Source organism: Pseudoalteromonas sp. SG44-5 (assembly GCF_014164175.1).
Classification (GTDB): domain Bacteria; phylum Pseudomonadota; class Gammaproteobacteria; order Enterobacterales; family Alteromonadaceae; genus Pseudoalteromonas; species Pseudoalteromonas nigrifaciens.
Map to the genome: position 1 here is coordinate 344,240 of NZ_JACJES010000001.1, position 13,463 is coordinate 357,702.

The 13,463-nt window shown below is 39.3% G+C and carries 5 protein-coding genes; 4 read left to right on the forward strand and 1 reads right to left on the reverse strand.

What is annotated here, in order from left to right; translation table 11 throughout:
* The first annotated feature begins 171 nt into the window (after positions 1–171).
* Positions 172–2,601 carry a VolA/Pla-1 family phospholipase gene (locus H5079_RS01720; protein WP_182683283.1) on the forward strand — a complete coding sequence of 810 codons (2,430 nt, stop codon included), beginning with the start codon at positions 172–174 and terminating at the stop codon, positions 2,599–2,601.
* A gap of 100 nt (positions 2,602–2,701) precedes the next feature.
* A complete protein-coding gene (gene sohB, locus H5079_RS01725; protein ID WP_058374553.1) occupies positions 2,702–3,718 on the forward strand; it encodes a protease SohB in 1,017 nt (338 codons plus the stop codon).
* Between the two features lie 85 nt (positions 3,719–3,803).
* On the opposite strand, the gene H5079_RS01730 is transcribed toward sohB, so the two are convergent.
* The gene (locus tag H5079_RS01730) at positions 3,804–5,135 is read right to left on the reverse strand and encodes a dicarboxylate/amino acid:cation symporter (protein ID WP_182683284.1); all 1,332 of its coding nucleotides are present in this window, start codon (positions 5,133–5,135) and stop codon (positions 3,804–3,806) included.
* 189 nt (positions 5,136–5,324) lie between these two features.
* Between H5079_RS01730 and H5079_RS01735 the strand changes: the two genes are divergently transcribed.
* Positions 5,325–10,367 carry an Ig-like domain-containing protein gene (locus H5079_RS01735; protein ID WP_259398035.1) on the forward strand — a complete coding sequence of 1,681 codons (5,043 nt, stop codon included), beginning with the start codon at positions 5,325–5,327 and terminating at the stop codon, positions 10,365–10,367.
* 255 nt (positions 10,368–10,622) lie between these two features.
* The gene (topA, locus tag H5079_RS01740; RefSeq protein WP_182683285.1) at positions 10,623–13,340 is read left to right on the forward strand and encodes a type I DNA topoisomerase; all 2,718 of its coding nucleotides are present in this window, start codon (positions 10,623–10,625) and stop codon (positions 13,338–13,340) included.
* Positions 13,341–13,463: the final 123 nt, after the last annotated feature.

Consider the following 13,463-nt stretch of genomic DNA (forward strand, 5'->3'; position numbering starts at 1 on the left):
CATAGCAAAACATTAAGTAATCGAATTTATTGTAAATTTAGGTGGCGAAAGTAGAAAGTTTACGTTAAGTTTAACTGGTCTAATGTCTCATTAATAAACTGATTACATTGTTTTAACTTAATATACTTAATAAACACACTATAAAAATAAGATATGTGCGGAGCCAACAATATGAAAAAAATGCTACTCTCACTCTCGGTTACAGCTGCTCTTGCAGGTTGTGGCGGCGGAGAAACGCTAGAAGATGTTAAAAACGATTCGGTTACAGTTATCCCAAAGGCGACGGTAAAGTTTGATCCCGCTAATGGGGTTATATCTGTACCCAATGATTTATTAATGAGCGGTACCCAAGATGGTACTTTAAATATTCCTGGGGAGTTAAATGACGCTAATGTGTCAATTCCTCGTGCTGCTTATGCTAACCCTCAACTTGCACTAGGTGCGCTTGATGGCTGGTCTACTCAAGTTCCTTTTAAAATAGATTTAACTTTCCCACCAAATGTAAGCCTAGATGCCACCTCTGCAGGTACACCAGGTTCAGTACGTATTTTTGAAGTAATAATGGGAGCAAGTTTAACAGATGAACAATGCTCACAAGCACCTGCAGGTGCTGCCTGTAAATTAGTAGGTGAACTACAATTTGGTGTGGACTTTATCACCCAAGCATCTGGTGATGCGGTGGCGGTTATTCCACTTAAGCCATTTAAAGCCGGCAGCTCTTATATTAATGTATTAACCACAGAGCTTAAAGACTCACAAGGGCGCGCTATTGAGCCGTCATCTACTTACGCTACAGTAAAACAAGAAGCGCCGTTAATTACGCCATCACAACTAGCGCTACAGGGGGCTGTTAATAGCTACGAAAATGTGGTTGTTAGTTCAGGCAATATTACTAAAGATGAAATTATTTTTTCTGCTGCAATGACCATGCAATCGGCAGGCCCTGTGCTTGGTACAATTAAAAAGTTATTAGCAGCGAGCCTGCAAAATCCAAATTTACCGACACCAGCAATTACTGTACCTACTCAGCCAATGGTAAATGTACAGCAAGTATTTCAATCACAAGGTGTTACTGTTAGTGATGCCTTTCAAGGTGTGCAATACCAAAAAGGTAGCATTATGTTACCTATGTATTTAGGTACGCCTACAGGTAAAGAAATTAGCGATTTAGACGACACTTATTGGCAAGGCATGTGTGATAACGCAGTTGCTGTATTGGGTTATAAAGCACAAGCAGGTGCTGCATTTCCTACTGATCCAATTAGTGAAAATGACGGCGCATGTGCCGCATTAAGCGGTGGTAAATTACGTGATTTAGGGTTAGATAGCACGCGTCATTTAACCAAATATAATTCAATTCCTAAAGTGCAAAGTATGGCCAATGTGCCAGTGCAAGTGACTAAACCTATTTTGCCTATAATTAATGGTGTGCGCGCAAGTTTACAATTAGCACCTATTGCTATGCCTGAAAGTGGCTGGCCTGTGGTTATTATGCAGCACGGTATTACTACCAATAAAGAAACCATGCTGACATTAACGGCGCAGCTTTCTATTCAGGGTTTTGCCACAATTGCAATTGATCACCCGCGCCATGGCGAGCGAGGAATTGACGTAGATGCAGACGGTAACGATGACTTTAATGCAACCACAGGTTCGGTACTTAGTTATATGAACCTAAGCTCACTGCTTGTTGCCCGTGATAGTCTACGTCAATCAAGCGCCGACTTATTAGGCTTGCGTCTTGGTCTAAACTTTATTAATGATACAAGTATAAACAGTAAAGATGTGAGCTATGTTGGTCACTCACTGGGTTCAATTGTAGCGCCGGCGTTTATTGCCCAAGCAAATAGCCCAATGGCTGAAACACTTGACCCACTGTTTAACGTTAATACAGTTGCGCTTGCAAGTGGCGGCGGTGGTATTGCCAGTTTCTTATTAGAATCACCTGCGTTTGGCCCATTTATTCAAGGCTCGGTGTTATCACAAGCAGGTACAACCGAAGCAACGGAATTTAATGCATTTTTACAAGGTGATGCAATTTCTAACTGCGGTGTATTACTGCCAAATATGCAAGATTTCCTATCATGTGGTTACACCGAATATGCAACGGCTTTAACTATGGCTGGCGAAACGGGTAAGCTGGCAAATATTAAAGGCGTAATGACACAATTTGCTTTTGCAGCACAAACTGCACTAGATAGTGGCGACCCAACTAATTATGCCGCAACCGTTAAAGCACTCGAAACGCCTGTATATATGAACGTGGTAGTGGGCGATGGCGCAGGCAATAAGCCAGACCAAGTTATACCTCCAAGTGTTGCTAGCAATCCGCTTGCAGGTAGTTTACCACTGGCCAACTTTATGGGCTTAGAAACAGTGAGCACATCACAAGCACCTAGTGCCACGCCGTCTAGCTATTTAGTTAAATTTACAAAAGGGCATCATGGTTCAGTATTAACACCAGCGCCTAGTGAAGAGGCGGGATCGGATGCTGCAGGTAGCTTTGCTGCTAACTCTGAAATGCAATTGCAAATTGCAACTTACTTAGCCGCTCGTGGTCGTTTGTTGTTAATTACAAATAGTGATGTTGTGACCGATTAATAGCTTACAACGCAATTAAGTAACCAAAGCCACTGTTTAGTGGCTTTTTTTTGTTAAAAAGCATGCTAAATTAGCTGAAATTTATAAATGGAGAAAAGTGTTGGAATTTTTATACGAATACGGTTTGTTTTTCGCTAAAACGGTTACTTTTGTTATTGCTATAGCCATCATTTTAATGCTGATAGTTGGCGCGGCAGTTAAGCCAAAAGCTAAAAAGGGTGAAATACAAATAGATAATATTTCTGAGCAACTAGATAATATTAAACAAAGCTTTTTACACAATACTTTAGGTAAAAAAGAACTTAAAGCACATCAAAAAAAGCTTAAGGCAGACAATAAAAAAAATGACAGTAAAGAGCCAAAACCGCGATTATATGTGGTTGACTTTATAGGCAGTATGGATGCACATGAAGTAGAGAGTTTAAGAGAGGAAATAACTGCTATTATTTCTATTGCTGATGCGAGTAAAGATAAAGTACTTATTCGCTTAGAAAGTGGAGGTGGGGTAGTGCATGGTTATGGACTTGCAGCTTCACAGTTACAGCGCATTAAAAATGCAGGTATACCTTTGAGTGTTGCTATAGATAAAGTAGCAGCAAGCGGTGGTTATATGATGGCCTGTGTTGCTGATGAAATTATTGCAGCGCCATTTGCTATTGTAGGCTCGATTGGCGTAATAGCGCAAATACCTAACTTTAATAAAATATTAAAGAAAAACGATGTTGAATTTGAGCAAATTACTGCGGGGGAGTTTAAACGTACTCTTACTTTATTTGGTGAGAACACCGATAAAGCGCGTGAAAAGTTTCGTGAAGAAATTGAGCAAACTCATGGCTTATTCAAAACTTTCGTAAGCACGCAGCGCCCAAGTTTAGATATAAGCTCAGTGGCTACAGGTGAGCATTGGTTTGCAACTCAAGCAATAGAGAAAGGCTTGGTGGATGTTATAAAAACCAGTGATGATGCTTTGCTTGAACAACAAGATGAGCGTCAAATTTATAAGATTAAATATAAGATTAAAAAAGGTTTAAGTGACAAGTTAGCACTTGGCTTTAGTAGTGCAGTTAATAAGGCAGGGGTTAATTTAGTTTCTAAGTTTAAATCATTAAATCCATAAATAGTGGATTACTTTAAGCTTAATTAGCTTTGGCCAATAAAAAACCCTTGAATTAATCAAGGGTTTTTTAATGCGAAGTTATTTACTAATTCATAGATTTACTTATGTTTTCTAAATCTTTCGCTGCATTTGGGTCATTATAAATAGATTCATCTAGCTGACCTTCAGATTTAGCAACCACACAGGTAACCATACAGTCACCCGTAATATTAACTGCAGTGCGGGTCATATCTAGCAATCTATCTACACCAATAATTATTGCAATACCCTCTACTGGTAGGCCTACTTGATTAAGTACCATTGCTAACATAATTAAGCCAACACCCGGTACGCCGGCCGTGCCAACAGACGCTAACGTAGCCGTTAAAATTACCATTAAGTAATCAGAAATGGTTAAATCAACACTAAACACTTGTGCAATAAATACAGTGGCAACCCCTTGCATAATGGCAGTGCCATCCATGTTTATGGTTGCACCTAGCGGAATAGTAAATGAAGCAACAGAGTTATTAACCCCGAGTTTTTTAGTGGCTGTTTCAAGAGTAATTGGCATAGTTGCACTTGAACTTGAAGTACTAAAACCAAACAAACAGGCGTGTTTCATTTTCTTTAAAAAAGTTACAGGGTTTAAACCAGTCAATAGTTTTAATAACAAACTGTAATTTACAAACGCATGTAATAATAAAGCGGCAACCACTACAAAAAAGTACTTAGCCAAGCTAACAATTAAGTTTAACTCTATGGTAGTAAATAACTTTGCCATTAAGAAAAACACCCCGTAAGGCGCAACGTTCATTAACAAAGTAACTAGTTTTAAAATTACCGTATTAAGGTCTTCAAAAACCACCGCTACGCGTTTTCCTGCATTACCACTAAGTGCCATAGCAATACCAAACAGTAATGCGAAAACAATAACTTGAAGCATATTACCTTTTGCCATAGCTTCAAAAGGGTTGGTTGGAAACATATCAATAATAACGCGCGCTAAGGTAGGTGCCTCAGATACGTCGTAACTTGCATCTGTTGGCAAGTCAATACCTACGCCAGGGCTAAACAGTAAAGCCAAAGTAATAGCCAGAGTAATAGCTAAGGCTGTGGTAATTAAATATAAACCAATTGATTTACCACCCAAACTGCCTAATTTTTTAGGATCGCTTAAGCTACATGTGCCACACACTAAAGATACAAATACTAAAGGAACAACCAGCATTTTTAAGCTGGCAATAAATATTTGCCCACCAATGTGAAAAATCCCATCAACAAAAAAAGCTTTAATTGGCAAAGAGAATAACCCAAGTGGTATTAGGTAATCGTCTTCACCAGCTAATATAGCTTGAAATAAAAAGCCTACGGCAACACCAAGTGCCATGCCTATCATTATGCGAGTTGTTAAGCTCATTGAACGTATTTTCGACATATTTCCAATCTATTTTTTATAAATTTGGCACAGCCTACCAGCATGTAAATATTTATACAGAAAAATTTATTAATAATTTAAATTTTTTTATCAAAGAAAGTATCAAAAAACTGTGATTTTAGACTAAGTTATAGGTTAACATGAGGTAAACAATACAAAGTTAATAATAATAACGCTAGGGAGAGGTTTATGCCTTTAACACGACTGCTAAGCATTATGATGCTCAGCTTTTTTATCACAGCTTGTGGTGGTGGTGGCTCACTTGAAAAGGAGGGCAGTATAGGTGATGGTAACGGAGGAACAACACCTGATGTACCCACCTACGCCGTTACGCTTCAAGGCTACTCCCAAGAGGATGGCAGCGCATCGAATACTGTTACAGCTGCCTCTGCGCTAGATTTACGGGCTAAACTTGTTAAAAATGGCGTACCAGTTAGTGGCGCAAGAATTACTTTTACATTATCAGATGATGTAGGGGTATTGAACCCAAACTCTGGCAGCGCTTTAACAAAAGATGATGGTGTTGCGAACATAGAATTAACTGTAGGCACCGTAAAAGGAGCTGGAGCTGTTACTGCTAGTTATACAGTTGATGGCGAAACATATACTAGTCAGTTTGATTTCGAGTCAGCAGGGGATGCTGATATTAATGATCCAAGCTTATTTTCTTTAGCATTAGAAGGCTATTCAAAGTCAGATGGTAGTAAATCAAATAGAGTGTCTGCAAGTTCAGTAATTGAACTCAAAGCCAAACTTGAAAAAGATGGCTCTGCAGTAACTGGCGCAAGAGTTACTTTTACATTGGCAGATGAAGTTGGTGTATTAAACCCTAGCTCTGGTAGTGCGTTAACAAAAGACGACGGTATTGCAACATTAGATCTTACCGCGGGTACAGTAAAAGGAGCTGGTGTTGTTACTGCTAGTTATACAGTTAACGGCGCTACGTATTCTAGCCAGTTTTCATTCGAGTCTGCAGGGGATGCGGATGGCAGTGGTTCAAATTTATTTACTTTATCATTAGAGGGCTTCTCAAAATCTGATGGTAGTAAATCAAATAGAGTGTCTGCAAACTCAGCTATAGAGCTCAAAGCAAAGCTTGAAAAAGATGGCTCTGCAGTGAATGGTGCAAGAGTTATTTTTACGCTTGCAGATGAAGTAGGTGTATTGAACCCTAGCTCTGGTAGTGCATTAACAAAAGGCGATGGTATTGCAACATTAGACCTTACCGCTGGTACAGTAAAAGGGGCTGGTGTTGTTACTGCAAGCTATACAGTTGATGGAGAAACGTATACTAGTCAATTTGCATTCGAGTCTGCAGGAGATGCAGGGGGTAATGATACAAGTTTATTTATTTTATCTTTAGAAGGGTTTTCACAAGCAGACGGAAGTAAATCAAACACTGTTTCTGCAGGTTCGCCTTTAAATTTACATGCAACGTTAACTAAAGAAGGTATTGCTGTTACAGGAGAGCGTATTACTTTCACCTTAGCAGACAGTATCGGCAAGCTAAATCCTACATCAGGAACAGCTATCACAGATAACACTGGTATTGCTAAGATAGAACTTGGTGCAGGAGAGGAAGCCGGAGCAGGTGGAGTCACTGCCAGTTATACAATAAATGGTGTAACGTATAGTGATACATTTTCATTTCAATCTACTGGTGGCCAAGAAGCTTATAAATTGCTTTTAAAAGGGTACTCTAAATTAGATGGTAGTGAATCTAATAGTGTAACCGCTGAGCAGCCATTAGATTTGCATGCGATACTGACTAAAGAAGGTAAGGCAGTTACTGGTGAGCGCGTAGTGTTTAGCTTAGTGGATGATATTGGCAAGCTAAATCCTACATCAGGAACAGCTATTACAGACAATACAGGTATTGCAGTAATAAAGCTTACAGCAGGAGAAAAAGCCGGGGCAGGTGAAGTTACAGCATCGTATACAATCAATGGTGTGAGTTATAAAGATACATTTTCATTTCAATCAAGTGGCGATCAAGTTGCTTATACGTTGAGTATTCAAGGTTATTCAAAAGAAACAGGTGCTCAATCAAATACTGTAACCAGTTTAGAAGCACTAGATTTAAAAGCCACTGTACTTGATGATATTGGTGCTCCTGTAACTGGTAAAAGCGTGACTTTTGCTCTTGATGGAAATATAGGTGCTTTGAATCCAGAATCTGGAAGTGTGTTAACAGATAATTCAGGTGTAGCTCAAATTGAGTTAACCTCTGGTAATGTAGCCGGAGCTTCAAGTGTAGTTGTTCGCTACATCAATCAAGGACAAACTTACTCATCTGAACCATTTGACTTTGAAGCAGTTATTGTTGAAAAAGCACAGCTAACAGTTAATTTAATAGCTTCAGATGGCACAGAAACAAGAATGGTTGATTTTGAACATCCAGCAGTAGCACAAGCAAAGTTATTAGTAGATGGACAACCAAGTGCATATCAATTAATTCAATTTGATTTGTCGGGCTTTGGTAAAATCAATCCATCAAACGGTACCGCAATGACAGATGCTGAAGGTATCGCAAAAGTAGACTTACTAACAGGCATTGAGGCAGGTGCTGGTATAATTTCTGCTACTTATAAGCTTGACGAAAATACTGCATTTGATTCGAATTCTTTCACTTATACATCTAAAGGTGATGCGCCTCCTCCTGGTACATCTAATGATTTCACTATAGATTTAAGTTTACTATCTTCTACAAATTTAACACAAATAAGTGAAATTAGCGCAACTGATAGTGGTTTGGTTGAGGCGACCATTTTAGATGTAAACGGCATGCCTGCTGTAGGTAAAGTTGTAACATTTAGCTCAACTTTAGGGAGCTTATTACCGAGTTCTGGTACTGCCTTAACTGATGCAGAGGGAGTTGCAAAACTAAATCTTACTTCTGGGACTGTTGAAGGTGCAGGCATTGTTACAGCACAGTTTGAGGCTGTTGAAGCTAAATTAGGTTTTTATACTCGTGGCGATGCTATCGATCCTAATCAAAGCAGTGCAGATATAAGTTTTAGCATATTAAAAAATTGCCCCTCAGACTTTAAAACAATCAGAAATGTAAACTCGTGTGAAGAAACTGCCAGTATCTCAGGTGATTCTGTAGGGATTCTTTATATACAGGTAAATAAGAAAGACTCGACTACAGCGCTAGCACAAACGTTAGTTACTGCAACTACCACGATTGGCTCAATTTCACCAAATACGGGAACCGCGATCACTGATGAAAACGGTATCGCTTTGCTAGATATAATCCCTGGCCGAGATGTTGGTGCCGGTGAAATTACCGTATCTGTTTTAAATAGCAACCTTACTAAAGCATTTCAAATTGCAGCAGTTGATATTGATATTGCTGTAGCGAGTTCTTTAGCTGTAAATGAAGTACTTGCAGCAGGTTCAACTGCGCTAATCTCTGTAGACTTAACTAAAAATAACACAGCATATCTATTACCGTTAGAAGTTGAGTTTTCTTCCGGGTGTGTTGATGCTGGTTTAGCTGTTATTGATAAATTAGTAACAAGTATTGGTGGTGTAGCGAGATCAACTTATAGAGCGCAAGGGTGTATAGGTCCTGATGTTGTTACGGCTACGGTAATTACTGGTGGTAATACCGTATCAGGTACTACAACACTGAATGTATCTGCTGCAAATGTTGGTTATATAGAGTTTGTAAAGGTAACAGAGCCTATTATTTCATTAAAAGGTACAGGTGGGGCGAACCGTAAAGAAAGCTCTGAAGTGCATTTTAAACTGATAGATGAAAATGGTAATCCATTAGCGTCAAGAACAGTAAACTTTAAACTGTCCACAACAGTAGGTGGATTAAAACTAGGTCAAACCTCAGGGTTTACCAATATTAATGGCGAAGTTTATACTGTTGTGCAGTCGGGGGTAATACCTACCCCGGTAAAAGTACTCGCTTCAAGTGAAGAAAAAATAAATAGTGAAACAGTAACCGTTACAGCACCTTCTGATGTTTTAATAGTGAGTACCGGGATTGCAGATCAAAATAGCTTTTCGTTATCACGTTCTATTTTTAACGTACATGGGTTTAACGTTGATGGCAGTGAGGTGACCGTTAATGCAAGACTAGCAGATCATTTCAATAACCCTGTACCCGATGGTACCGCTGTAAGCTTTATTACTGAAGGTGGTGTTATAGAGCCAAGTTGCACGACTTCAAATGGCGCTTGCTCTGTAACATGGCGTAGCAGTAACCCTCGTCCATTCACTAATGCTATGTATGAAAATACAATTGCACAGAAGTGTGATAGAGGCTTGCCGTGTCCATTAGGTATTTTGAATAATGACTACAGTGTTGATCTACCTTTAGGCGGCAGAGCAACAGTGCTTGCTTATGCTATAGGTGAAGAAACATTCTCAGATCTAAATGGTAATGGGTACTTCGATAGCCAAGACTTTTTTAGTGAGCTCTTTGATATTCCAGAGGCATTTATTGATAATAATGAAGATGGTACTTATGGTGGTAAAGATTGTAATGCACCAGCAGATCATTGTTCGGTAAATAATTCTAAAGGTGATGAATTTGAAGAGTTTATAGACTTTGATAATGATGGACTGTGGACAACAGGTAACAGTATGTACAATGGTTTATTATGTCGGCCAGAAGATGTTGCTATTAACTTGTGTAGTCGCGACCTAGTTAATGTATTTCAAAACCAAGAAATTGTTATGTCTGGTGATGCTGCATTTTTCAGAGTTGTTACTTTTGTAGATGACCTTGATGATGACTTTGATACTGTAGGCTTAGTTGATGGTAATGATAAGGTTATTATTAGTGATGAATGCTCTTCAATGACAGGCGCTTCAGCATCTTTAGTACGTGTAAATAGCAATAGTGAGAGCCCTTTTATACGTAATGCATCTGGTCAATTAATGTGTGAAGTAACAGCAATTGATTTAACAGAAGCTTCTGGTGTTAATAATCTTGGGTTAACAGTATTTATTGCAGATCTTTACAATAACCCATTACCAGTAGGAAGTGAGGTAAGTATCACTTCAGAAAATGGTATTTTAACTGGCTCAAATAGCTATATTTTTCCTAATACTACAAGCAAAGTGCCTATGAGTGTTTCTTTTGGTATAACAAGAGAGCCAATAGACGCAAGAAATGATAAAACCAGTGGTTCATTAACCGTTAACTTGAAGGCAACATCAGGTCTAGTTACGTCGGTCTCTATAAATGTAATTGATGACAAAAAACTGTAATTTGATGCTGTTTTAAAAAAATGCCAACCATAAGGTTGGCATTTTTTGTTTCTATTCTATATATTCCCCATCAATTACTCTAAAAACACCTGTTTGTTTAAATTAAACGCAGAAATTGTTCGTTTATTCGTTTAAAACTGAAAAGTTTGTATTAAAAGCTTGTAACAATTAGTGTTTGTAGATATACCTATAAATATTCGTGCCGCTTATGTCGGCTAAACACATTTTAAAAAACTTGGTTAGAAATAGGCAACTATGGGCAAATCGCTAGTAATTGTAGAGTCACCTGCTAAGGCTAAAACAATTAATAAATATTTAGGTAATGACTTCATCGTAAAGTCCAGTATTGGACACGTGCGAGATTTACCTACTTCAGGTTCTGGAAAAAACAAAGTGCCAGCGACTAAAACGCCGGCTGAAGTGCGTAAATTACCACCTGAAGAGAAAGCAGCGTATAAAAAGCAACGAGACTATTCTAACTTAGTCGCGCGTATGGGCATTGACCCTGATAAAGGCTGGGAACCACATTACGAAATACTGCCAGGAAAAGAAAAGGTAGTACAAGAGCTTAAAAAGCTTGCCGAAAACGCTGACCAAATATATCTCGCAACGGATTTGGATAGAGAAGGGGAAGCAATTGCTTGGCACCTTCAAGAAATTATTGGCGGTGAACCTGCAAAATATAAGCGTGTAGTTTTTAACGAAATTACAAAAAACGCAATTCAGCAAGCATTCGAAACACCTGGTGAGCTTAATACCGATATGGTATATGCGCAGCAAACACGTCGTTTTTTAGACCGTGTTGTTGGTTTTATGGTATCTCCCTTACTGTGGGCAAAAGTGGCACGTGGACTTTCGGCTGGACGTGTTCAATCGGTAGCAGTGCGCTTACTCGTTGAGCGTGAACGCGAAATTAAAGCGTTTATACCTGAAGAGTTTTGGGATATTCATGCTGACGTTAAAAATGCTGAGTCAGAGTTACGCTTAGAAGTAGCCAAACAAGCAGGCAAGCCATTTAAGCCAGTAAATGAAGCTCAGGCTAGCGCAGCAGTTAAAAGCCTTGAGAATGCAGAATATAAAGTTATAAGCGTTGACGAAAAACCAAGTAAAAGTCGCCCAAGTGCGCCTTTAATCACCTCAACTATGCAACAAGCAGCCAGTACACGTTTAGGCTATGGCGTTAAAAAAACCATGATGCTAGCGCAGCGCTTGTACGAAGGCGGTTACATTACCTATATGCGTACCGACTCAACTAATCTGTCAAAAGATGCGGTTGCTATGTGTCGCGAATATGTAACAGAGCAATTTGGTGAAAAATACTTACCTAAAGATCCTATTAATTATAGCTCAAAAGGCAATGCACAAGAAGCGCATGAAGCAATTCGTCCATCTAGTGTAACTGTGCTTTCGGGGCATATTGAAGGGGTTGATGCCGATGCTAAAAAACTATATGAGCTAATTTGGCGTCAATTTGTAGCGTGCCAAATGGTACCTGCAGAATACGACTTAACGACATTAACGGTAGCAGCAAATGACTTCCAACTAAAAGCCAAAGGCCGTGTGCTACGCTTTGATGGTTGGACTAAAGTACAGCCTGCTATTCGTAAAAAGAACGAAGAAGATCAGTCTTTACCTGCAGTAACAGTAGGCGAAACATTAACGTTAATTGAACTTGACCCTAAGCAACACTTTACTAAACCGCCAGCGCGTTTTAGCGAAGCGAGTTTAGTAAAAGAGCTTGAAAAACGTGGTATTGGCCGCCCATCTACTTATGCATCTATTATTTCTACTATTCAAGATCGCGGTTATGTACGGGTTGAAAACCGTCGTTTCTTCGCTGAAAAAATGGGTGAAATAGTTACCGACCGCTTAGTAGAAAATTTTGAAGACTTAATGAACTTTGACTTTACCGCCAAAATGGAAGGTCGTTTAGATGATATCGCCGAAGGCGAGCGCATTTGGACCGAAGTACTCGATAAGTTTTATGCCGACTTTTCAACGCAATTAACTGTTGCGAAAGACGAGCCTGAAAATGGCGGAATGCGTCTTAATGAAATGGTCGAAACTGATATTGAATGTCCGACTTGTAGCCGTAAAATGGGTATCCGTACCGCATCTACTGGCGTGTTCTTAGGGTGTACTGGTTATAACTTACCGCCTAAAGAGCGTTGTACAACAACGATGAACTTAGTATCGGGCGATGAAGCAGTTGCCGCAGACAGTGCCGATGCAGAAGATCTTGAAACCGAAACATTAATGCAAATGAAACGTTGCCCAATTTGTGAAACGGCAATGGATTCATATCTAATCGACGAAACCCGTAAATTACATGTATGTGGTAATAACCCAGCATGTAGTGGACACGTAGTTGAGCAGGGCACGTTTAAAATTAAAGGCTATGACGGGCCACTTATTGAATGTGATAAGTGTGGCGCGGATATGGAATTAAAATCGGGACGTTTTGGTAAGTACTTTGGTTGTAATAACGATGAGTGTAAAAATACCCGTAAGTTACTTAAAAACGGCGAAGCTGCGCCGCCAAAAGAAGACCCTGTTCACATTACCGAATTAGAATGTGAAAAGTCAGATGCGTATTTTGTTTTACGTGATGGCGCAGCAGGTATTTTCTTGGCTGCAAATACCTTCCCTAAATCGCGCGAAACACGTGCGCCTAAGGTTGAAGAGTTACAACGCTTTAGAGACCGTATTTCACCTAAGTTTTATTACTTAGCCGATGCACCAGCACAAGATCCAGATGGAAACTTAGCTGTTGTACGCTACAGCCGTAAAAATAAAGAGCAGTATGTAATGACCGAAGTCGACGGTAAAGCGACCGGTTGGACTGCGCATTATGTTGCGGGTAAGTGGGTTGAAGAAGCGAAGAAAAAAGCAGCACCAAAAAAGAAAGCAGCTGCCAAAAAAGCGCCTGCTAAAACTAAGGTTAAAGCAAAAACTAAAAAAGATGATGAATAAATAATACTAATATAAGTATTTAATTTTTCTCTTTTTGAAAGCAATAAAAAACCGGAATACACTTTGAGTGTCGATTCCGGTTTTTTTATATCTAATTAAAAGTGTTCGCAACGGCTGTATTAG

Bases quoted from the DNA above. Each gene is read 5' to 3' on its own strand.
- H5079_RS01730 (WP_182683284.1), bottom strand. From the start codon at position 5,135: ATGTCGAAAATACGTTCAATGAGCTTAACAACTCGCATAATGATAGGC.
- topA (WP_182683285.1), top strand. From the start codon at position 10,623: ATGGGCAAATCGCTAGTAATTGTAGAGTCACCTGCTAAGGCTAAAACA.
- H5079_RS01720 (WP_182683283.1), top strand. From the start codon at position 172: ATGAAAAAAATGCTACTCTCACTCTCGGTTACAGCTGCTCTTGCAGGT.
- H5079_RS01735 (WP_259398035.1), top strand. From the start codon at position 5,325: ATGCCTTTAACACGACTGCTAAGCATTATGATGCTCAGCTTTTTTATC.